Annotated in this window: 20 protein-coding genes and 1 pseudogene; 8 read left to right on the top strand and 13 right to left on the bottom strand. The window is 71.4% G+C overall.

Going from position 1 to position 20,556, the window contains the following annotated elements:
* The first annotated feature begins 97 nt into the window (after positions 1-97).
* Positions 98-592: a MarR family winged helix-turn-helix transcriptional regulator gene (locus tag OG542_RS12995; protein ID WP_311127720.1), complete on the top strand. Its 495-nt coding sequence runs from the start codon at positions 98-100 to the stop codon at positions 590-592.
* Positions 593-618: 26 nt separating this feature from the next.
* On the opposite strand, the gene OG542_RS12990 is transcribed toward OG542_RS12995, so the two are convergent.
* Positions 619-1,404, bottom strand: coding sequence for a protein phosphatase 2C domain-containing protein (locus tag OG542_RS12990; protein WP_311127721.1), 786 nt, complete (start codon positions 1,402-1,404; stop codon positions 619-621).
* A 356-nt stretch (positions 1,405-1,760) separates the two neighbouring features.
* Here OG542_RS12990 and OG542_RS12985 point away from each other — a divergent pair, with 356 nt between their 5' ends.
* The 5 genes from OG542_RS12985 to OG542_RS12965 are packed head-to-tail and all read left to right on the top strand — an operon-like array spanning position 1,761 to position 7,496.
* Entirely contained in the window at positions 1,761-4,652 is a 2,892-nt protein-coding gene (locus OG542_RS12985) for a sensor histidine kinase (protein WP_408057750.1), read from the top strand.
* Complete coding sequence (locus OG542_RS12980) at positions 4,649-5,173, top strand: roadblock/LC7 domain-containing protein (RefSeq protein ID WP_261683652.1); 525 nt, start codon at positions 4,649-4,651, stop codon at positions 5,171-5,173. The genes OG542_RS12985 and OG542_RS12980 overlap by 4 nt, the downstream gene beginning before the upstream one ends.
* A complete protein-coding gene (locus OG542_RS12975; protein WP_184590510.1) occupies positions 5,170-5,592 on the top strand; it encodes a DUF742 domain-containing protein in 423 nt (140 codons plus the stop codon). Before OG542_RS12980 ends, OG542_RS12975 begins: the two co-directional genes overlap by 4 nt.
* Positions 5,573-6,220 carry a GTP-binding protein gene (locus tag OG542_RS12970; protein ID WP_261683653.1) on the top strand — a complete coding sequence of 216 codons (648 nt, stop codon included), beginning with the start codon at positions 5,573-5,575 and terminating at the stop codon, positions 6,218-6,220. Before OG542_RS12975 ends, OG542_RS12970 begins: the two co-directional genes overlap by 20 nt.
* A gap of 13 nt (positions 6,221-6,233) precedes the next feature.
* Positions 6,234-7,496: a styrene monooxygenase/indole monooxygenase family protein gene (locus tag OG542_RS12965; RefSeq protein WP_328410818.1), complete on the top strand. Its 1,263-nt coding sequence runs from the start codon at positions 6,234-6,236 to the stop codon at positions 7,494-7,496.
* Here OG542_RS12965 and OG542_RS12960 read toward each other — a convergent pair.
* The 5 genes from OG542_RS12960 to OG542_RS12940 form a co-directional block, all read right to left on the bottom strand.
* A complete protein-coding gene (locus OG542_RS12960) occupies positions 7,460-8,617 on the bottom strand; it encodes a C40 family peptidase (RefSeq protein WP_328410816.1) in 1,158 nt (385 codons plus the stop codon). The genes OG542_RS12965 and OG542_RS12960 overlap by 37 nt on opposite strands.
* Before the next feature lie 108 nt (positions 8,618-8,725).
* Entirely contained in the window at positions 8,726-9,025 is a 300-nt protein-coding gene (locus tag OG542_RS12955) for a hypothetical protein (RefSeq protein ID WP_328410814.1), read from the bottom strand.
* 10 nt (positions 9,026-9,035) lie between these two features.
* The gene (locus OG542_RS12950; protein ID WP_328410812.1) at positions 9,036-9,689 is read right to left on the bottom strand and encodes a TetR/AcrR family transcriptional regulator; all 654 of its coding nucleotides are present in this window, start codon (positions 9,687-9,689) and stop codon (positions 9,036-9,038) included.
* 245 nt (positions 9,690-9,934) lie between these two features.
* Positions 9,935-10,921, bottom strand: coding sequence for a hypothetical protein (locus OG542_RS12945; RefSeq protein ID WP_328410810.1), 987 nt, complete (start codon positions 10,919-10,921; stop codon positions 9,935-9,937).
* Between the two features lie 87 nt (positions 10,922-11,008).
* Positions 11,009-11,947 carry an AurF N-oxygenase family protein gene (locus tag OG542_RS12940; RefSeq protein WP_328410808.1) on the bottom strand — a complete coding sequence of 313 codons (939 nt, stop codon included), beginning with the start codon at positions 11,945-11,947 and terminating at the stop codon, positions 11,009-11,011.
* Between the two features lie 122 nt (positions 11,948-12,069).
* On the opposite strand from OG542_RS12940, the pseudogene OG542_RS12935 reads away from it, so the two are divergent.
* A pseudogene (locus OG542_RS12935) lies at positions 12,070-12,834 on the top strand (ferritin-like domain-containing protein); the annotation flags it as partial.
* 57 nt (positions 12,835-12,891) lie between these two features.
* Here the strand turns inward: OG542_RS12935 and OG542_RS12930 are convergent.
* From OG542_RS12930 to OG542_RS12900, 7 genes are all read right to left on the bottom strand, one after another.
* A complete protein-coding gene (locus OG542_RS12930; RefSeq protein ID WP_328417887.1) occupies positions 12,892-13,395 on the bottom strand; it encodes a DUF3291 domain-containing protein in 504 nt (167 codons plus the stop codon).
* A 44-nt stretch (positions 13,396-13,439) separates the two neighbouring features.
* Positions 13,440-14,918: a penicillin-binding transpeptidase domain-containing protein gene (locus tag OG542_RS12925; RefSeq protein WP_328410806.1), complete on the bottom strand. Its 1,479-nt coding sequence runs from the start codon at positions 14,916-14,918 to the stop codon at positions 13,440-13,442.
* Positions 14,915-16,279, bottom strand: a complete 1,365-nt coding sequence (locus OG542_RS12920; RefSeq protein ID WP_328410805.1) for an FtsW/RodA/SpoVE family cell cycle protein — start codon at positions 16,277-16,279, stop codon at positions 14,915-14,917. Before OG542_RS12920 ends, OG542_RS12925 begins: the two co-directional genes overlap by 4 nt.
* Positions 16,280-16,331: 52 nt before the next feature.
* Positions 16,332-16,721, bottom strand: coding sequence for an SH3 domain-containing protein (locus tag OG542_RS12915; protein ID WP_311127731.1), 390 nt, complete (start codon positions 16,719-16,721; stop codon positions 16,332-16,334).
* Positions 16,722-16,911: 190 nt separating this feature from the next.
* Entirely contained in the window at positions 16,912-18,183 is a 1,272-nt protein-coding gene (locus OG542_RS12910; RefSeq protein WP_328410802.1) for an ATP-binding protein, read from the bottom strand.
* Positions 18,180-18,944 carry a hypothetical protein gene (locus OG542_RS12905; protein ID WP_328410800.1) on the bottom strand — a complete coding sequence of 255 codons (765 nt, stop codon included), beginning with the start codon at positions 18,942-18,944 and terminating at the stop codon, positions 18,180-18,182. Before OG542_RS12905 ends, OG542_RS12910 begins: the two co-directional genes overlap by 4 nt.
* Positions 18,945-19,106: 162 nt before the next feature.
* Complete coding sequence (locus OG542_RS12900; protein WP_328343384.1) at positions 19,107-19,610, bottom strand: protein-tyrosine phosphatase family protein; 504 nt, start codon at positions 19,608-19,610, stop codon at positions 19,107-19,109.
* A 111-nt stretch (positions 19,611-19,721) separates the two neighbouring features.
* On the opposite strand from OG542_RS12900, the gene OG542_RS12895 reads away from it, so the two are divergent.
* Positions 19,722-20,525: a nuclease-related domain-containing protein gene (locus tag OG542_RS12895; protein WP_328410798.1), complete on the top strand. Its 804-nt coding sequence runs from the start codon at positions 19,722-19,724 to the stop codon at positions 20,523-20,525.
* Positions 20,526-20,556 lie beyond the last annotated feature (31 nt).

Below are 20,556 nucleotides of genomic sequence, written 5' to 3'. Positions count from 1 at the left end.
CGAGGGCGCCGTGACCTGCGGAATACTTGCCGAACTGCGGGGATGACGGCAGGTGACGGAAAATCAGTACGGGGCTACAACCGAGGCAGGGGCTGACGTGCAGGACAACGGGAACGGCGACGGGCCGGGAGGCGAATCCGCGCTGGCCGCGAGCGGTGTGGATCAGCCCGCCTTCCTCGCGCTGGAGCGTGAGCTGACCGTGCTGCTGCGGCGTGCTCGGGCCAACCAGGGCGAGATGGCCCGCGAAGTCCACCCCGATCTGGAGTCGTCCGCGTACGGGCTCCTCGTCCGGCTCGACGAGTGCGGCAGCCAGCGGGCCACCGAGCTCGCCGCCTACATCGGCGTCGGCAAGGCCACGATGTCCCGCCAGCTGCGCGCCCTGGAGGAACTCGGACTGGTGGCGCGTGAGCCCGACCCCGCCGACGGCCGCGCCTGGCTCGTCGCCCTCACTCAGGTGGGCCAAGACCGCGTCCGCCGGGTGCGGGAGGCCCGCCGCGCCCGCTACGCCGGCCGCCTGGCCGACTGGGACACCCACGAGGTCACGGAACTGGCCCGACTGCTGCACCAGCTCAACCGCGGCATGGAGAAGTAACCCCTGGCGCCCAGGCCGGACACGGCCTAAAACTCCACGTACACGACCGTGGCGTCGTCATGTGTCTTGCTCCGGCCCAGGAACGTCCTGGCGGTGTCCCCCCGTTCCAGCGCCCGTACGCGGTCCACCAGTGCCTGGGGGCCCTCCTTGCGCACGAGGTGGAAGCAGTCCGTCCAGTCACCCTCCTCGAACCTCTCCACCCAGCGGCCGGCGCCGTCCGTCAGGGCGGTCAGGGCGCGTACCTCATGGCGGGGCACCGTTCCGGTCACCGCCCGCCGGGCCACCGAGGGATCGGCGGCCGCGGTGAAGAACCCTCCCTCCTTGTTGCGGACCGTGGAGTCCACCAGCGCGTCCGTGGCCAGGGCCGAGCGGGGGAGGAGGGAGAGGCGGTCGTCGAGGACGGGCGTCACCACGCCGTCGGGGGACTCCAGCAGGAGCGCGGAGTCCGAGAGCACCAGGTACTCGACCGTGGCCGGGGTCCAGCGGGCCACGACCACCGTGGCCTGCGGCGTCCGGGGGTGAGAAAGGTCACAGGTTGCGGCGTGTGCCTCGGAGGTACGCGCGATGGCGCGGGACAAGGCGTCGACCAGAGGAGCATCCGGGAGTGAAACGGTCAGTTCGGTCAAAGCTCCGCCGAGGCGCGCGGTGAACCAGGGGACGGAATGCAGACAGCCCGTCCCGCCCTTCGGGGGGGTGACGCCGTCCAGGACGACGACCGAACCGCCCTGTCCGGAGGCCGGTAGTCCGACGCTGGCGAAGTCCTCGTTGGGGCGGTCGGCGTCTCCCGGCTCCGAGGCGAGTTCAGTGCGCATCCAGCCAGTCTGCACGAGCCCTTCACAAGGGTCGCAAAAGGCTGGCAATGATTGCGGGAACGGTGCAGCCGCGCAGGTCAGACGCCTGTTTTGGGATGGAATGCTTTGTCCCGGGAAGGCGTGGTGGCGAATATTGCCACCGCCCGCCGCCGACGTCCAACCGGCGTGCCGCGCAAGGCCGCTGCAAGGGCCAGCGGAACTTGCCCCTCAACTCTCGTCCGGGGTTCACTCCTTCGGGTGGCGGGTCAGGTGATGCGCGTGCGCTGCCCACCGGCGCTGGGAGGGTCGGGAAGCGTACCGGGAGTGCGCGCCAGTTGACGGAACGTCACCCGGGCCCATGGGTTCACGAGTCAGGAATGCGAGCACCGGTGCAGAAGACGCGGCCTCGTCGTACAGGCAAGCAGACGGCCCCCGTTCAGGGCGCTGAGCCGACGCCCCCCACCGGCAAGGGCCGCCCCACGCATGTACGCAACCGGCTCATCGTCGCCGTAGCCGTGGTCGCCGCGGCCATAGCCGGTGCCGGCACCCCGTCCGTCCTGGCCGCCTCCGGGCAACTCCACGACTCCCAGGAACTGGTGACGCTCGCGGAGCAGACGCAGGACGCCCTCGGGCTCGCGCACTCCCTCGCCGACGAGCGCGACGACGTCACCTCCTACATAGCGGCCGGCCGCCCCAAGGCCAAGGCGCCCTCCGAGCAGCGCAGCGCCCGCGTGGACCGGCAGGTCGAGGAGTTGCGGGCCGACACCGACACGCCCGACTCGCTTCGCTCGGACCTTGACGACATCGCCGCCGTCCGCCGGGCGGCGCTCACCGGCAAGAGCAGCGCGCTCGAAGCACACCAGGCGTACTCCACCTCCATCACCCAACTCCACCGGCTCGCCGAGCAGCTGGCGCAGCAGACGCCGCCCCGCGCGGGCTCCGGTGCCTACGCCCGGGCCGAGCTGGACTCCGCCGTCCAGCAGGCCGCCGCGGCCCGCGGGCTGCTGCTCGCCGCCCTCAGCGTGCCGCGCGGCGAGACGGTCACCGACCCCGTCACCGGTCTGCCGACCGAGACCTCCTCCGACGCCGACGCCCGGCAGCGCGACGCCCTGAGCGCCGCCGCCCAGCAGGCCCGGCTGCGCTCCGACGCGGCGCTGGCCGACTTCCGCGACACCGCGCCCAAGGCGGCCCGCACCTCGTTCGACTCCACGGTCACCGGCACCGAGGTCAACTCCGCTGAGAAGTACCTCGCCACCCTCACCGACCAGCCGACGCTGGCGGGCGGTGAGCTCTCCACCAACACGAAGCGGCTGGACACGGCCCTCTCGGCCCGGGTCGACCTGATGCGCGGCGTGGAGTCCGCCCTCTACAACCGGAGCACCAAGGACCTCGAGGCGCTGCGCGACGACGACGTCACCGCGCTGGAGATCCGCATCGCCGTCCTCGGCGCCCTCATGCTGCTCGCCGTCGGTGTCGCCACGGGCATGGCCCGCAGCCTCACCCGGCCCTTGGCGGTCCTGCGGCTGGGGTCGAAGCGCCTCGCCGAGGCCGCGGACCCGGTGGCCGAGGAGCCGGTGAAGTTCACCGGCCGCAACGACGAGTTCGCCCAGGTCGTCCGCTCCGTCAACGCCCTGCACACGCACGCGGCCGCCCTGACCGAGCGGATCACCACGCTGGAGTCCGACCGCAAGCACCTCGTCGGCCAGCGCCAGAAGATGGCCGACGCACGCGAGGAACTGCGCGGCGAACTCGCCGAGTCCGTCGCCCAGCTCGAGCGGGTGCGCACGGCCATCGGCGGCACGTTCGTCAATCTCGCGCTGCGCACCCTCGGACTGGTCGAGCGGCAACTGGCCGTCATCGAGAACCTGGAGGAGCGCGAGCAGGATCCGGACCGGCTCGCCACCCTGTTCAAGCTCGACCACTTCGCGACGGTCATGCGCCGGCACAGCGAGAACCTGCTGGTCCTCGCCGGTACCGAGCACGTCCAGCACGCCGCTGGGCCCGTGCCGCTCGTGGACATCGTCCGTGCCGCGGTGAGCGAGATCGAGCGCTATGAGCGGGTCCGTATCGCCGCGCTGCCGCCGCACGCGCACATAGCGGGGTTCGCCGCGGACGACCTCTCCCATCTGCTGGCCGAACTCATGGAGAACGCCACGTCGTTCTCCCCGCCCGACCTGCCCGTCGAGGTCTCCGGCTGGCTGCTGGAGAACGGCGAGGTCATGCTCTCCGTCCAGGACGAGGGCATCGGCATGGCCGAGGACCGGCTGGGGCGCCTGAACTCCCGCCTCGCCGACTTCGACCCGGAGGCGCCCTACGACCAGGAGGGCGAGGACGGTCTCGGCCTCGGCCTGTACGTCGTGGCCCGCCTCGCCCACCGTCACGGGGTGCGCGTGCAGTTGCGCCAGCAGAAGCAGGGCGGTGTCGCGGCGGTCGTCGTCCTGCCCCGCCCCCTCCTCGCGGCCGCCCCGCACGCGGCCGTCCCGGCCTCCGGACCGCTCTCCGGCACGACCCACACCGTCTCCTTCCCGGGCGCCGACGCCGAGGCCAACTCCAACGTCCTGCACGGCCGCGCGAACGGCGGGGACCCCTTGGTGACGCTGGCGGAGAAGGCGGTTCGGCGGGAGGAGATCGCGGGGGCTGTGGACGAGGCCACGGAGCATCCTGAACCGGCAGCTCCGGCAGCTCCGGCAGCTCCGGCAGCTCCGGCAGCACCTGCGGAACCTGCGGAACCTGCAGTACCTGCGGCGCCGGCGGAAACCCCTGCCGAGACCACGATGGAGCTGCTGCTCCCGGGGCCGCAGGCGGAACCGGCCGCGGCACCGCTGGGAGCGACCCGGCCCGCGCCGCAGGCGGAACCGGAGCCGACGCGGCACGAATCCGCAGCCGCCGACGGCGAGTCCGTCCCGCAGGGGCCACCTGCACACGACTACGAAACCCGCACGGGGGGTGCGGGTGGGAACGAACACGCCGAAGGCGAAGCCGAGGCTGACGCGGAGCACGAACGCGTCACCGACAAGGGCCTGCCCAAGCGCACCCCGAAGATCACCGCCCCGGAGACCGCCCCGCGCCAGCGCAGCGGCTCCGTGGACGCCGCGGCCCTCCGCCGCCGCCTCGGCGGCTTCCGCCAGGGCGCCCAGGCCGGCTACCGCGAGGTGGAGGCGGAGATCGCCGAGCAGACGGCCTCGCACAAGCGGCCGGCCACCGGCACATCAGGACCAGCTGAATCCGAAGAAGCCACGGGGGGCACAGCCGAGGAGGCAAGCAGTTGACCGCTCCCAGTACCTTCGGACTGATCGGGCTGAGCAGTGAGGCCCGCAACCTGCACTGGCTGCTGACCAACCTCGTCGAGGAGGTACCCGGCATCCTCTCGGTCGCGGTCGTCTCCTCCGACGGACTGCTCCTGCTCTCCTCCGACGACCACCGCAACCGGCAGGCCAGGGAAGCCTTGCAGGCCCGCGGTTCCAAGCGGACCGGCCCCCGAGGCTCCGCCGCAGACCTGGCCACCATCGTCTCCGGCATCGGCAGCCTCACCGTCGGCGCGGCCAAGCTGATGGACTTCGGCGGGGTCAGGCACACGATGGTCGCGATGGACGAGGGCAGCCTGTTCGTGATGTCGATCAGCGACGGCTCGCTGCTCGGCGTCCACGGCTCCGCGGAGTGCGACATGAGCGTGGTGGCGTACCACATGGCCCTGTTCGTCGGCCGCGCCGGCCACGTCCTGACGCCCGAACTCCGCAGCGAGCTCCGTAGTTCCCTGGAGCGGTCCCAGACGACGGGGAGTGCCCGATGAGCAGTACGCCGAAGCATCACCTTCCGGTCCGCGGCGGTGACCGCAAACCCGCCCGGGTCCGCCCCTACTCGCTCACCGGCGGCCGCACCCGGTTCGGCCATGTCCTCCTGGTGGAGACGTTCGTGGCGAGCACGGCGGCGCTGGAGGCCCCGGAGGAGCGCCGGGAACTGACGAACGGCTCCCTCTCCACCCGCGTGATGCCGGAGCTCCAGGCCATCGTCGAACTGTGCCGCCGGATGCGTACGGTGGCCGAGATCGCCGCGCTGCTGAAGATGCCGCTCGGCGTGGTCCGCGTGCTCCTCAGCGACCTCGCGGACCAGGGAAAGATTCGTGTGTACGGAACGGGAACCGGCCACGGCACGGGCCGCCCGGACCGAGCTCTGCTGGAAAGGGTGCTGAGTGGACTCCGTCGTCTCTGACGCCGCTCACGGCGTCTCCGCAACATCCCCGTTCGTTCAGCCCGACGCGAGCATGCACGCCTGGGAGACGGACCGCACCCGCGCCCCCATCGCCACGAAGATCGTGGTGGCGGGCGGCTTCGGCGTGGGCAAGACCACCCTGGTCACCGCCGTCTCGGAGATCACGCCCCTGCAGACCGAGGCGTTGATGACCGAGGCGAGCGAGGCCACCGACGACCTCACCGCCACACCGGGCAAGACCACCACCACCGTGGCCATGGACTTCGGGCGCCTCACGCTCGACGACGACCTGGTGCTCTACCTGTTCGGCACGCCGGGCCAGCAGCGGTTCTGGTTCATGTGGGACGACATCGTGCGCGGCGCGATCGGCGCGGTCGTCATGGCCGACACACGCCGGCTGAAGGACTGCTTCCCGGTACTGGACTACTTCGAGAGCTCCGGGCTGCCGTACGTGGTCGCGGTCAACCACTTCGACGACAGCGAGCTGTTCGAGCCGGAGGATGTGCGGGAGGCCTTGACCATCCCGCGACACATACCTGTCATGATCATGGACGCGCGTCGCCGGATCTCCGTGATCGAGACCCTCCTGGCCCTGGTGGGCCACGCGCTCGACGAAACCCCCGAGTAGAGGACAGCCCCGCATGCGGAAGATACTCGTCGTCGGAGCCGGTCAGTCCGGGCTCCAGATCGCTCTCGGCCTCCAGTCGCAGGGGTACGAGGTCACCCTGATGTCCAACCGGACGGCGGACGAGATCCGCACCGGCCGGGTCATGTCGACGCAGTGCATGTTCCACACGGCACTGCAGCACGAGCGCGATCTCCAGCTGAACTTCTGGGAGTCCCAGGCCCCGAAGATCCAGGGACTCGGCGTCTCGGTCGCCGCCCCCGGCTCCTGGGCCGAGGGTCCCGCGGCGCGTGCGATCGACTGGCTGGGCAGGCTCGACGGGTACGCGCAGTCGATCGACCAGCGCGTGAAGATGGCCGGCTGGATGGAGACGTTCGCGCAGCGCGGCGGCCAGCTCGTCATCCACGGCGCGGCCGTCGGCGACCTGGACTACTTCTCCCGCACGTACGACCTGGTGCTCGTCGCGGCCGGCAAGGGCGAGCTGGTCCAGATGTTCGGCCGGGACGCGGAGCGTTCCCCCTACAGCGAGCCGCAGCGCGCGCTGGCCGTGTCGTACGTCCACGGTCTGGGCCCGCGCCCCGAGCACCCGGACACCGAAGGGGTCCGCTGCAACCTCGTGCCGGGCGTCGGCGAACTGTTCGTCATGCCCACGCTGACCACCTCCGGCCGTGCCGACATCCTGTTCTGGGAGGGCATACCCGGCGGCCCGCTCGACGCCTTCAACGGCGTCAAGGACCCGGCGGAGCACCTCTCCCTGACCCTGGAACTCATGGAGCGGTACGTCCCCTGGGAGTACGCGCGGGCCACCAAGGTCGAGCTGACCGACGCGGGCGGCACGCTGGCCGGCCGCTACGCCCCCACCGTCCGCAACCCCATCGGCCGCCTCCCCGGCGGCGGGCTCGTGCTGGGTGTGGCGGACGTCGTCGTGGCGAACGACCCGATCACCGGGCAGGGCTCCAACTCGGCGTCCAAGTGCGCCGCCGCGTACCTGTCCTCGATCGTCGAGCACGGCGACAAGCCGTTCGACGAGGAGTGGATGCGGTCGGCCTTCGACCGCTACTGGGACACCGCCCAGCACGTCACCAAGTGGACCAACGCGATGCTCGCGCCGCCGCCGGAGCACATCCTGAATCTGATCGGCGCCGCCGGAGAGCTTCAGCCGGTCGCCGACCGCTTCGCCAACGGCTTCAACGACCCGGCCGACTTCGAGAACTTCTTCTACGACCCGGAGAAGACGCAGGCCTACCTGGCCGAGGTGTCCGGCGCGGGCGCCGCGTAGCCGTCGTATCCCTCGTCAGACCCGTCCGTGACGCCCCGGGGCAGTTTCGGCGGTGCGTAGCGCCGCAGGGGCTTCCCGGACGGGTCCGGGCGTACGGCGCCCAGGAGCGGGTTGGCCGCGATCGGTGACACCTTCACCTTCGCACCCGGGCGGGGGGCCTGTACGACCATGCCGTCGCCGAGGTACAGCGCCACATGTGTGGCCTCGGGGAAGTACACGACCAGGTCTCCCGGGCGCAGCTCGGCGAGCGGGATCCGCTTCAGCCGTTTCCACTGCTCCTGGCTGGTCCGGGGGATGGGCGCCCCGGCCTGTGCCCAGGCCTGCGAGGTCAGGCCCGAGCAGTCGTACGACTTCGGGCCCTCCGCGCCCCACTCGTACGGCTTGCCGAGCTGCCGGACGACGTAGCGCAGGGCTCGGTCGCCCTCCGCTGATGGTCTGCGGACGCTGCTGAGTGCGCCGGACGCCATGAATTTCTTCTGGGCCTTCGTGATCCCGTTCCTCTCGAACTCGGCGAGGGCGGCCAGCTGGTCGCGGCTGAGGGAGGCGAGCAGTTCCTCGACGTCGTGCAGCCGTTTGACGACCTGGTCCCGTTCCTTCTTCCGCCGCTCGGTGAGGGCGAGCTGCTCGTCGAGAGCCTTGCGGGCCTTGCGGGCCAGTTCGTCGGCCTTGCGCTCGCTGCCGGTCAGCCGGTTGATGGTCTCGGCCCGCTCCCGTTCGATCCGGCCGATCACATGGCGCTGGTCGATCGCGTGCTGGGGATCGCGGGCCAGGAGCAGCCGTAGGTAGGGAGAGAGGTCGGAGCTGTTCTGGTACTGCTGCCGGGCCAGCCGGCCGACCGCACCCCGGCTGTCGTGCAGGGAGAGCCGGGCGCGGGCGAGGGCGCGGTTCAGGCGGTCGGTCTCGGCGCGCTGTTTCTTCAGTTTCTCCTCGGTGGCGTTGTGGGCCTCGGTGGCCTGTTCGGCCTTGCGGTAGAGATCCTGAAGGTCGGTCAGGAGGTAGGCGAGGGAGGCGGGAGGTGGTCCGGGGTCGGGTTCCGGGGCTGCTGTGGCAGGGGTGCAAGCGAGGACGGTTGTCGCTGCCACCGCCGCCGTACAGGCCAGACGCAGAAGGGTTCCTGACATGCCATCACCTCCGATGCGGGGGGCGGCCCTTCGGCCACCGGACATCGTGAGGATGAGGGGTGTGCGGGTGGTGTGCGTGGTAGGCATGCGCGGTTCGGCGCAACAGGGTCACCCGTCGGCGTCGTCCCGCTTGCCGGGCGGCGTGGCGTGTGGCTTCGACCAGGGCCATGTGAGCCGCCGGGCCGGAGCGCCCTCGGGGGCGTACTTGTACTTCCAGCGGTTGGTCAGGCCGACCCTGCCAGGTCCGCGGGGCACGCGGCGGTAGACGAGCACGGTGGGCGGGCCGCCGGTGGGGTCCGGGACGGGGATGCGGTACGTCTTGGGCGGGTGGCCGGTGATGCCGAGCAGGACGGGCAGGACCCTGCCGTCCATGGGGCCGCCTTCGAAGGGGGTGTCTTCGCTCTTCACCGGATCAGTGTCAGACATCCTCGGCGAGGGCCAGGACCAGGGCGTCGGTCTGCGGGTCACGGCGGGCGGTCACCGAGAGAATGGCCACGAACTGCTCGACGAGCCAGTCGCGGAGGTCCTCGGCGGGGGGCTGCTTGTCCTCGTCGAGCCAGATGAGCGACGAGGCCTCCACGGCCGTGATCCACATGCGGATGGTCATGCGCAGGCGGGGGCCGGGGGTGGTGACCTCCAAGTGGCTCACGATGTGGTCGGCGGCGGCGCGGCGTACGCCGTCGACGATGGCGGTGGTCCGGGAGGTCTCCACGACGCTGCCACCCTGGAGGAGGGCGCTGAAGCCGGCGTCGTGCTGATCGACGAAGGCGAGGTAGCGGTCGAGGGCGCGGGACAGACGGGGGAGGAGGGGGCCCTCGCGGGGTTCGTCGAAGCAGTGCCGGAGCTCGTCGGCGGCGGAGCGGAGGGCGGCCTCGTAGAGCTGCTGTTTGCCGCCGGGGAAGTACCGGTAGACCAGGGGCCGCGACACCCCGGCCGCCTCCGCCACGTCGTCCAGGGAGACCTCCTCCGGGGCGCGGTGCGCGAAGAGCGACAGCGCGGAGGTGAGCAGCTGGCTGCGGCGTTCCTCGACGCTGAGGCGCCGGTAGGCGGGGGTGGGGGCGGCTGGTGTCATGAGTCGCAGCGTAGCCGGGGGCCGGGTGCCTGCGGGGGCTGCCTGTCGGGCTTCGGTGGGGGGTGCGCGTAGCGCCTGCGCGGTGGGGGTGGGTCGGGGCCGTGTCGGGGGGTGTCCGTCCTCGGAACGGCGCGATGGGGTCGGATACCGACTCGCTGTCCGTTGACGCGCCAACCGCTGCGGGCGGACACCCCCCGACACGTCCCCTTCCGTGCATCGGCGGGTGCGGGCGGCGGGCTGCCCCGCTAGCGCGCGTCCACGTGCTGGAAGTCGACGTTGGTGAGGCGGGCGGCCTTCGGTGTCAGTTCGGCCAGGCCCTGGCCCTCGAAGGTGTCGGTGATCAGGGGGCCGCTGGTGGCGCCCAGGGCGGACTGCTCGTCGTTGGGGACGAGGTTCGCGATGGAGCGGTAGGACTCCTTCAGCAGGGATTCCTGCTTGTGGGCGAGCGGGAGGAGGGCGAGGACGCCGCCGTCGGCTGTGCGCAGGGCGTAGACGCTCGGGTCGGCGGGGGCCTTGGCGAAGAACTTCTCGGTGGCCTTGCCCTCGGCCGCGCCCTCGGTGCTGCTTCGCTGGTAGGTCTTCTTGGCGTTCTCGATGGGCTGCGTGGAGGTCAGGGCCTTGCCCTTCTTCTTGCCGCCGGTTTCGAGGTAGTCCGCGTAGGCGGTGCGTATGTCGGTCGGGGCCAGTCCGCCGATCTTGGTGCCGGGGTCGACGGCCTTGGCGAGCCCGTCCTTGTCCAGGGCCGGCTTGGGGATGTCTTCCGCGGCGGCCCACAGGGACAGCACCATCTTGTAGGTTCCGTCCACCTTGTCGAAGACCAGGAGCACTCTTTCGTCGTTGTTCTCGCTGGACTTGGCCTGGACGGCGAACCAGTCACCCGTGCCCTTCTTCGGGATCACGTACGTGCGGTCCTGGTAGGAGAAAGGCTTGGCGTAGTCCTTCTGGTCCTTCTTCGGCCAGGTGTCGAAGAGGGTGTAGACGGCCTTGTCCATCGCGTAGACCTGGCCGGCCTCGACCGTCCCGAGGAGCTTTTCGTCCTGGGCCGCGTTCGCCTTGTTGTTGACCTTTTCGTAGCGGTCGGCGACCTTCTTGGCGGTCGCCTTGCTGACCACGCCCTGTGGGGCGGGCGCCTTGCCGGTGTCGGCGGACTCACTGCCGCACGCGGTCAGGGCGAGGGCGGCGGTGGCGCCGACGGCGGCGGTCCGCAGGGTGTGGGGGATGAGGGGGGACATGCGGGGGTGATCTCCTTCGAGGCCACTGACAGTGACGGGGTCACAGAGGACAGTAGCCACCCTGCATGGACATGACTTGGGCGGGGTCTACGCCAGCAAACCCGAGGACTTCCACAGCCGGCGTCCCACTCCCCGCAGCACCCCGATGTCGTCGAGGAAGTCCGTCAGCCGCTTCGAGCCGTTCTGCATGACCTCCCGGCGATGCCCGCTGGCCCGCACCTGCGCGAGAGCCTCCCGCTTGTCCAGGCCGACGTTCGTGTAGACGTCCGGGTTCACGAACGCAACCGAGAAGATCCGGGCGAACTCCCCTGAGGTGACCCGGGTGAACTCCTGGGACCACTTCGGGGCCGTCACCATCTGGCGGCGGAGTTCCTCGCGGGCGTAGCGCACGTGCCGGGCCTCCTCCACGACGTGGATGCGGGTGACGCCCCGGACCAGGGACTGGACGCGCTCGTCGGGGAACGTCAGGCGCTGCATCCAGTCGAGGACCTCCTCGCCCAGCAGCGTGGCCGTGAAGGAACCGGGGGTGGTGGAGATGGTCTTGAACAGGCGGCCCAGGTGCTGGTGGGTGCGGCTGACCGGGTACCAGGGCGTGTCGCCGTGGGAGATCAGGCGGGCGAACATCTTGGAGTGGCGGCACTCGTCCTCGATCTCCGTGAGGGCGTAGCGGACGTGTGCGCTCGTCGCCGCCTTGTCGTAGATGTGGCGGACCAGCAGCTGCATGAGGATGATCTCGAACCAGATGCCCAGGGAGGCGAGAGCCGCCGCCTCGTGCTGGGAGAGCAGGATCCGCTGTTCCTCGCCCATGCGCTTCCAGAGCGGGGTGTCATAGAGAGAGACCAGCTCCGGGGGCCAGAACCACTTGCCCTCCTCGAAGGGCGCGTCCCAGTCCAGTTCCTTGTCCGGGTCGAAGGAGTGCTTGGCGGAGGAGTCGAGCAGCCGCTGGGCCACCTGCTCCCGGTCCTTGAGCAGGCCGAGGGCGTCGCGCAGGCCGTCGAGCGCGTCGGCTTCCGTCAGGGTCGTCATGGCTGCCCACCTCGTTGTGCACACGTCACTGTCCCCCTTATGAGACTGCGTGTCAGCAAGCTCGTCAATCCCCTGTGCGCGACTTGTTGACCCGGCGTCTACCACGTGTGAATCCGCGGAGCATGCCGACCTTCGACCTGTACGCCAAGGAACCGGAAGGGTCCGTGTGGCAGGCTCCGGCGACCGGCGCGGCCCGTTTCAACTGGGACGCCGTCTTTCCAGGACGAAGGACGGCGTCGGCCGTGACCGGCTCCTGGCCCTCTATCAATCTGGATGCGAAGTTCTATTCGGCGACCCGGACGATGGACGAGGCCCGGCACGCCGAGATCTACGGCCGGTTTCTGCACGAGAAGGTCGGACTGCTGTACCCGATCAACGACAACCTCCAGTCCCTGCTGGGGGACACCCTGCGCGACTCGCGCTGGGACATGCCGTACCTGGGCATGCAGGTGCTGATCGAGGGCCTGGCGCCGGCCGCCTTCGGCATGATCAGGGACACGACGGACAAGCCGCTGCCGAAGCAGATCCTCGCGTACGTCATGCAGGACGAGGCCCGGCACGTGGCCTTCGGGCGGATGGCACTGCGTGACTACTACCGCCAGCTCACGGACGCCGAGCTGAGGGAACGCGAGGAGTTCGTCATGGCCTGCAGCGAGCAGTCCGAGTTCCTCGCCCTCTTCCGCAAGCTGCTCTTCAGCCGCATCGTCCCCTGCGTCAAGGACATCGGCCTGTGGGGCAAACGCCTCCATCAGGCCTACGTCGACATGGGCGTCCTGGAACTGGGCGACTCCGATCTCGGCCTGCTGATGTCCCAGGACGAGGAGATCGCCGAGAAACTCGACGCGGAGCGCTTCGCGGCGGCGGAGCGGGAGCGGGTGGCGGAGGTGGAGGTGGAGGGGCGATCGAGGCCGGCCGGCCACTCGCCGGCTGATCGGCCGCCGCCGCTAGAGCGAGCAGCCCAGCCCTTCCGGTACCTCGCCCAGCAGCGGCGTCGCTCCCTGGGGCGGGAACGACGTGCGCAGGGTGAAGGCGTACGGGGTCGGGCCGTGGGTGCGCAGGTGGAGGAGGCGGGATTCCGCCTCGGCCACGGTCGGGCGGTGTCCGGCCGGGACCCACCAGAGGGTGACCATCGCCTCCTGGACGCGCTCGAACCATTCCCGGCGCCGCGCGAGCATCTCCCGGTGCCTGCCCTGGTACATGTACGCCGTGAGCGCGTCGGTGTCCCGCCACACCGACATGTTGATGATCAGCCAGGAGTCGCCGAAGACGGGCACGTTCGTCGCGTCACCGGAGTCGTCCTGCAGTCGCCACACGAAGCCCTCGGCGGCGTCGGCGTCCGCGTTCACGGGGTCCAGTGCGTCGACGAAGTCCTTCAACTGCGGGGAGTCCAGCGGGGCCTTGAGGCGGGCGATGTTGACCTGGGCGAGTTCGAAGGCGGCGGCAGTCATGACCGAACGGTAGGTCGGGAGAGGATCGTCGCGATAGTCCTGTCTCATGAACCGGGCAGCCGTTCCCGGGAGTTCAGCACCGCCTCCATCACGGCCCGCGCGATCGGCGCCGCGTCGCCGCCCCCGCTGATGTCCCCGCGATCGGCGTCCGCGTCCTCCACGACGACCGCGACCGCCACCGGCGGCTGAAGGTCACGATCGCCCTGGGCCCAGGAGACGAACCAGGCGTACGGCGTGCCGGAGTTGCCGATGCCGTGCTGGGCGGTGCCCGTTTTGCCGCCGACCTTGGCACCGCGGATCGCGGCGTTGCGTCCGGTGCCGTCCTTGACCACGCCCCGCATCAGCCCGCGCAGTCGCGCGGCGGTCGCGGGGGTCATCGCCTGGCGGATCGCGCGCGAGCCGGCGGTCGCGAGGGTGCTGCCGCCCGGCCGCAACGTGCGCTCCACCAGGTAGGGCTCCCGTACCTGTCCGCCGTTCGCCACGGCCGCCGCCACCATCGCCATCTGCAGCGGGGTGGCGCGGGTGTTGTACTGGCCGATCGACGACAGCGCGAGCTGTGCCTTGTCGAGCGAGGTGTCGAAGGTGGACCGCGCCACCGAGAAGGGGATTCTGAGCGCCGTGTCGTTGAATCCGAAGGCCCGGGCCGTGGCCGTCATGGCCGGCACGCCCGCCTCCACGCCCAGCTGGGCGAACACCGTGTTGCAGGAGTGGACGAATGCCTCGCGCACGGAGGCGTCCGCGCAGCCCTTCGCATCGTTCGACAGGCGCGTCCTCGTACTGGGCAGCCGGTAGGGGTCGGGGGAGTCGGTCGGCTCGTCGAGGTCCGTGACCACGCCGGCGTCCAGCGCGGCGGCCAAGGTGACGATCTTGAAGGTCGAACCCGGCGGATACGTCTGCCGTACCGCCCGGTTGAGCATCGGCCGGTCCCGGTCGGCGTTCAGTCGCGCCCAGGCCCGGGCCGCCGCCGCACCGTTCCCGGACAGCGGCTGGGGATCGTAGGACGGGGCGGACACCAGGGCCAGGATCCGCCCGGTCGAGGGCTCAAGGGCCGCCACCGCGCCCTTGCGCCCGGCGAGTCCCTTGTGTGCCGCCCGTTGTGCGGCCGGGGTGAGCGTCGTCACGACGTGTCCGCCGGCGTTGCGCGCACGCGTGAAGTCGCTCCACAGCGGGAACGGCGCGAGCATCGGGTCCGAGCCGGAAAGGACGCCGTCCTCGGTGTGCTCCAGGAGCGTCGTCCCGTACAGCTGGGAGGCGAAGCCGGTGACCGGCGCGTACATCGGGCCGTCGGCGTAGGTCCGCTCGTAGCGCAGGTGCTCGCGGGTGTCCTGCGAGCCGGTGACGGGCCGGCCGCCGACCAGGATGTCGCCGCGCGGCTGCTCGTAACGGGCGATCTCCGCGCGTCGGTTGGCGGGGTTGCCGTCGTACGCCGGGGCCTGGACGACCTGGACGCGGGCGGCGTTCAGCAGCAGGGCCACCAGCAGCAGGGCGCAGAAGAGGCCGGCGTGCCGGATGTACCGCGTCATGGGGTGTCCTGCCCGTCGTGCTGCCGCCGGGCCGAGTCGCTCACCCGGACCAGCAGCGCCACGATCGCCCAGTTGGTGACCACCGACGAGCCGCCCTGCGCCAGGAACGGCATCGCCATGCCGGTCAGCGGGATCAGACCGGTCACCCCGCCCGCGATCACGAACACCTGGAGCGCCACGAGCGAGGAGAGGCCGACCGCGAGCAGCCGGCCGAAGGGCTCGCGCAGCGCGAGGCCCGCCCGGTAGCCGCGCTCCACCAGCAGGCCGTAGAGGACGAAGATGGCCGACAGGCCCGCCAGGCCCAGTTCCTCGCCCGCCGTGGCCAGGATGAAGTCCGATTTCACGGCGAAGCCGATGAGGACCGAGTGGCCGAGACCCAGGCCCGTGCCGAGAAAGCCGCCCTCGGCGAAGGCGAACAGGGACTGGGCGAGCTGGTTCGGGCCCTCGCCCGCGTCGACCGACGCGAAGGGATGCAGCCAGGTCTCGATCCTGCTGTGCACATGCGGCTCGAGACGGCCGACGGCGACCGCGCCCAGAGCGGCCAGCAGCAGTCCCACGGCGATCCAGCCGGTGCGGCCCGTGGCGACGTAGAGGAGGACGACGAAGAGGCCGAAGAAGAGCAGCGACGTCCCGAGGTCCCGCTCCAGGATCAGCACGCCGACGCTCACCAGCCAGACGGCGACGATCGGGCCGAGGACCCGGCCGGTGGGGAACTGGAACTTCCAGATGTGGCGGCCGGTGTACGCGAGGGCGTTGCGGTTCGCGGCCAGGTACGCGGCGAAGAACACCGCCAGCAGCACCTTCGCGAACTCGCCCGGCTGGATCGAGAACCCGGCGATCCTGATCCAGATGCGGGCGCCATTCACCGCCGGGAACAGGATCGGCAGGGTGAGCAGGACGAGCACGGCGACGACACAGACGTAGGTGTAGCGCTGGAGCACCCGGTGATCGCGCAGGAGCAGGACGACCAGGATGAACAGCGTCACGCCCAGCGTCGACCACACCAGTTGGGCCGGTGCCGCCCGGTCGCCCGGGGTCTCCAGGTCGAGCCGGTAGATGAGCACCAGGCCGAGCCCGTTGAGCAGCACGCCGATGGGGAGGAGGAGGGGGTCGGCGTGGGGGGCCCGCAGCCGCACCGCCAGATGCGCCAGCAGAGCGAGCACGCCCAGCCCGGCGCCGTAGCCGGCGGCACCGGGCGGGAGGGTGCCGTGCTGGGCGAGGCCCACGTCGCAGTAGCCGTACACGGACAGCAGTACGGCCAGGACGATGAGGGCGAGTTCGATGCCACGGCGCCGGGGGAGGGGGCGGACGGCGGGCGCGGGCGGGTCCGCCGTCGCCACGGTGATTCCGGCCTTGCTCATGTCCGGAACTTACCCAAACGGTGCGTCTTGTGTGTGTTTGTGTGACCGAGTGTCAGCACCAGCGTGGCGCGGGGCCGATGTTGTCGATGAAGCGGGCCGCACCCCAGGCCCAGGTGCCGTCCGGGAGGAGGTACCAGAGCGGGTTGCCCTGCACGGTCTGACCGGGGGTCTTGCAGAAGATCTTGACGATGTCGCCCCGGTGGGCGAACCGGATGATCCGCGAGCCGCGGTTCGGGGCGCTGCGCAGCGCCAGCGTGTCGGCGGTGACGATGCCCCGGTAGAAGCGCCGGTCGTCGTCGGGTCGGTGGTGTCCGTTGCCGCCCATGCCGCCCGTGCCGCCCATCGTGTCCCACTCGTCGTCCGCGACGGCGGGCGTCACGGCGGCAGCGGCGGCGAGGAATGCGGCGGCGGTGGCTATGGAGAGGCGGGAGCGCAGAGACATGGGGGTACCTCCATGTGGGGGCGAGAAGACCGAAGCTGACTAATCGCCACATTAGGAGCGCCCCCCGGGCCCCGCCCGTCATAGTGGGCCATAGGAGGAAGGCCGCTGGGGCGCGCCCGGAAGGGGCGCGGGGAACTGCGCGACCAGCCACACGTGACGCGCGGACGCCGATGATCCGCAGCCCCGAGCTCTAGTGCGCCTCTGCCGCCAGTCTCAGCGTCGCCACCGCCCCGCCGTCCGGTGCGTTCGCGAACCCCAGCCGCGCACCCAGCACCTCGGCCTGCCCCAGCGCGATGGTCAGTCCCAGCCCGTGCCCCCTGGTCCCGCCCTCCGTGCGGAACCGCTGCGGACCGTGCGCCACCAGGTACTCCGGAAAGCCGTCCCCGTGATCGCGAACCGTCACCACCGGCCCGTCCACGGTCAGTACCACCGGCCCCCGGCCGTGCTTGTGCGCGTTCGCCACGAGATTCCCGAGCACCCGCTCCAGCCGCCGCCGGTCCGTCTCCACGGACACATCCCGTACGACCCTGACCTCCGTGCCGTTCCCGGCGGCCCGCACCGCCCGCTCGGCCAACGGCCCCAGCCGCTCCGTGTCCAGCTCCAGCCGCTCCCGGCCGGTGTCCAGCCGGGAGATCTCCAGGAGGTCCTCGGTGAGCGTGCGCAGTGCCGCGACCCGGTCCCGCACCAGCTCCGTCGGGCGGCCCGGCGGCAGCAGTTCGGCCGCCGCGTGCAGCCCGGTCAGCGGCGTACGCAGCTCATGGGCCACGTCCGCCGTGAACCGCTGCTCGGCCAGCAGCTTGCCCTGCAACGACGACGCCATGGAGTCCAGCGCGGCGGCGACCGCGGCCACCTCGTCCTGCGGCCGCGCCGGAACCTTGGTGGGCGGGTCCGTTCGCGGGGCCGTACGGGGGTCGTTCACGCGTGCGTCCAGGTCGCCCGCGCTGATCCGCCGGGCCACCCGCGCCGTGGTGTGCAGCCGCCGCGTCACCCGCGTCACCGCGAACGCGCCGACCAGCAGCGTCGCCCCGATCGCCAGGCCCGACGACCACAGGATCGCCCGGTCCAGGCCCGCGATGGTGCGCGCCTGCTGCGAGTAGTCGACCGCCACGGCCAGGGCCCGGCCGCCGTCGGCCGGCCCCGCCGCCCACATCGTGGGGCGCCCCTCGCGGTCGGCCACCATCGTGCCCCGGTCGCCGGCCACCGCGAGGTCCCGCAGTTGCCGGGGCAGCTCCGGAGGATCCATCGCGGCGCCCCGCCGCAGAGGGTCCCCGGCCTCGTACCGCTCCGTCGCCTGCTCCAGTCGCTGCAACGCCTGGTCGCGGGCCTGGCCGACGGTCTGGTCGGTCACCTGCACATGCACCAGGACGCCGAGCAGGGCGGCCAGCGCGCAGCACATCACCGTGATGAAGGCGGCGGCCTTCGCGGCGAGCGTCCCCGACCACCGGGGGAGCGTGGGTCTCATCCGGCGCTCGCCGAGGGGGAGACGGACGGATGGCGGGAGTGCTTCCGCGGGCCGGTGCGCAGCATCTCGTCGTGGGTGAGGAGCATGGCCCGCTGGTCCCGGTCCCAGGTCCACTGGAGGCGGTACTCGTAGCCCGCCACCTCGGACGGCGAGCGGATGACCAGGGAACGCCCGGCCAGTTCCACGCCGCTCAGCGCGTCCTCCCACGACATCACCTGCACGAGCCGGTGCTTCTCCACGGTGTAGACGCGCACCGCGGTCGTCTTGCCGGGCAGCAGCCGGAAACCCAGCGTCAGATCGTCACGCCCGTCGCCGGTCAGGTCCCGGTAGTACGGCTTGAGGACCGGGCACCTTCCGTGCCCGGGTCCCTTGCCGCAGCCGGTCATACGGCCGGCCGTGTCGCGGTACGGCGCCTTGCCGCCGTCGTAGTCGTCCGGATTCGCGGCGATCTCGGCCCGGACGACCCCAACCGGGTCCACGCCGCGGATGTCGTCGCCGGCGGGGACCTTGACGCCTTTGACCACCTCGGTGTTCACCTCACCGATCTCGAAGGCCGGGCTGGACGCGGGTGTCTGCTCCGGCCAGAGCCGGGCCGGACCGACCGCCGTCGGTGTCGACCCGGCACCCTCGAGCCCTCCGGCGTCCCCGCAGCCCGCGACGGTCGCCAGCAGGAGGGCGACGACGACGGCGCGGCGGGCGGCTTGACCGGAGCGGCCTCCGAGAAGGCTTGCGAGTGGACTTCCGGGACGGCTGAGGGGCACTGCACTCCTGCGGTTCGGGGGTGATTACGCGGCTCGGGCACGACCGGACGGCCCGGTACACCTTATTCGTGGGGAAGTCCTATTTGCGCGCGAGGGAGCCCGTTTGCCGCCGCGCCGGCCGGGTGCTGTGCTGGTTCTGTGCCGTGCTGGTTCCGTGCCGAGCTACTCCGTGAGTTCCTCCAGCAGCCGGGCCGTGGTCAGCCCGGCCCGCAGGTACTCGACGAACAGTTCGTTGTGCAGCGCCCAGGGCGAGCGGCGGTCCCGGATCAGCCGGATCGCCGTCTCGGCGGAGTCGCCCCGGCGGATCAGCGCGTGCGCGACGACGAGGCCGGAGCGGTTGTACCCGTGGTAACAGCGAACGAGGACCCTGCGGCCTTCGTCCAGTGCCTCGCACGCCGCCTCGGCCAATCGGATCACCCCGGCGAGCTGCGTCCCGTCGAGCGGCCCGTCGGGAATGGGCCAGACGTGATGCCGGACGCCCGGATCGGGGCCGTGCCCGGGCAGCCGCAACAGCGTCTGCACGAGATCGAACTCGTCCCGTACGACGGCGAACTCCACACGGCCCGGGGTGCCCGCGTACTCGTGGCCGCCCATCCACAATCCGGGGACCACCTCGCTCCACGGGCTCTCCGGAGCCGGCACATCGGGTTTCCTGCGGGTACGCAACAAAGCCTCCCCACCATCACCGCCCGGGGGCCTGCCCAACTCCTCTCAAAGGTAACCGGGTTCTTGCCCCCGCAGCACCCCGCCTGTTCCCATGGTCGGGGGTGATGGTGCATGGACGGACTGCGCGTCATACCGGCCCGGCGCCACGGCCGGCAACGGCTGTACGTCTGCCTCCCGGACGGCAGGAACATCGCCTGGTACGACCGTGAGGCGGCCCGGGTCAACCTGCTCGGCGCGGACCACGAGGACGACGTGCTCCGGGCCCTCGGGCCCTTCATCACCGGCCCGGTGACGGTGGGGCCGCCCCCGGTGCCGACCCCCGCCGAACTCGCCCGTCTGGCGCTCCACCCCGACGACGACCTGGCCCCCAACCGCCCCGGTGAGGCCCTCATCGTCGCCCTCGACCGCGACCCCGGCCCGGCCCACCGGCTCCGCCCCGACCCGCGCCGCAGGGCCCTGACGGCCGAGCAGACGGTCGGGGACGCCCTGGACGGTCTGGACGGCGCGGGCTGGCACGCCCTGCACTCCGTCCCGCTCCCCGGCGGCAGCCGCATCCACCATCTGCTGATCGGCCCCGGCGGGCTGTACGCCGTGCACACCCTGTACGCGCGCAAGCACCGCGTGACGGTCGCCGACCCCATGGTCACCCTGGGGCGCCGCGAGGCGTATCCCCTGCTCCGCCGCGTCCGCACCGACGCCGACCGCGCCTCCTACGCCCTGACGGCGGAGGTCCGCCCGGTACTCGCCCTGCTGGGCCCCACGACCGTGTCCGTCCCGGCCCCGCCCCGCGAACTCCGCGTCCTGACGGACACGGACGTCCAGAGCCTGGCCGCCCAGGGCGGCGTCCTGAAACCGGCGGACGTGGAGACCCTGCACGCGATGGCCCGGGACCGGAACACGTGGGCGAGGGTGTGAGGCTGTCCGGGCAGGCCCGTAGCTAGCGGTC

The organism is Streptomyces violaceus, from assembly GCF_036014075.1.
GTDB lineage: Bacteria > Actinomycetota > Actinomycetes > Streptomycetales > Streptomycetaceae > Streptomyces > Streptomyces violaceus.
The sequence above is the reverse complement of the archived record's forward strand: the minus strand, read 5'-3'. Positions and strand labels throughout refer to the sequence as shown.

What these genes read in the sequence shown, in the direction of transcription:
- OG542_RS12990 (WP_311127721.1), bottom strand. Translation starts at nt 1,404, where the DNA reads ATGCGCACTGAACTCGCCTCGGAGCCGGGAGACGCCGACCGCCCCAAC.
- OG542_RS12985 (WP_408057750.1), top strand. Translation starts at nt 1,761, where the DNA reads ATGCGAGCACCGGTGCAGAAGACGCGGCCTCGTCGTACAGGCAAGCAG.
- OG542_RS12975 (WP_184590510.1), top strand. Translation starts at nt 5,170, where the DNA reads ATGAGCAGTACGCCGAAGCATCACCTTCCGGTCCGCGGCGGTGACCGC.
- OG542_RS12965 (WP_328410818.1), top strand. Translation starts at nt 6,234, where the DNA reads ATGCGGAAGATACTCGTCGTCGGAGCCGGTCAGTCCGGGCTCCAGATC.
- OG542_RS12960 (WP_328410816.1), bottom strand. Translation starts at nt 8,617, where the DNA reads ATGTCAGGAACCCTTCTGCGTCTGGCCTGTACGGCGGCGGTGGCAGCG.
- OG542_RS12950 (WP_328410812.1), bottom strand. Translation starts at nt 9,689, where the DNA reads ATGACACCAGCCGCCCCCACCCCCGCCTACCGGCGCCTCAGCGTCGAG.
- OG542_RS12945 (WP_328410810.1), bottom strand. Translation starts at nt 10,921, where the DNA reads ATGTCCCCCCTCATCCCCCACACCCTGCGGACCGCCGCCGTCGGCGCC.
- OG542_RS12940 (WP_328410808.1), bottom strand. Translation starts at nt 11,947, where the DNA reads ATGACGACCCTGACGGAAGCCGACGCGCTCGACGGCCTGCGCGACGCC.
- OG542_RS12930 (WP_328417887.1), bottom strand. Translation starts at nt 13,395, where the DNA reads ATGACTGCCGCCGCCTTCGAACTCGCCCAGGTCAACATCGCCCGCCTC.
- OG542_RS12925 (WP_328410806.1), bottom strand. Translation starts at nt 14,918, where the DNA reads ATGACGCGGTACATCCGGCACGCCGGCCTCTTCTGCGCCCTGCTGCTG.
- OG542_RS12920 (WP_328410805.1), bottom strand. Translation starts at nt 16,279, where the DNA reads ATGAGCAAGGCCGGAATCACCGTGGCGACGGCGGACCCGCCCGCGCCC.
- OG542_RS12915 (WP_311127731.1), bottom strand. Translation starts at nt 16,721, where the DNA reads ATGTCTCTGCGCTCCCGCCTCTCCATAGCCACCGCCGCCGCATTCCTC.
- OG542_RS12910 (WP_328410802.1), bottom strand. Translation starts at nt 18,183, where the DNA reads ATGAGACCCACGCTCCCCCGGTGGTCGGGGACGCTCGCCGCGAAGGCC.
- OG542_RS12895 (WP_328410798.1), top strand. Translation starts at nt 19,722, where the DNA reads ATGGACGGACTGCGCGTCATACCGGCCCGGCGCCACGGCCGGCAACGG.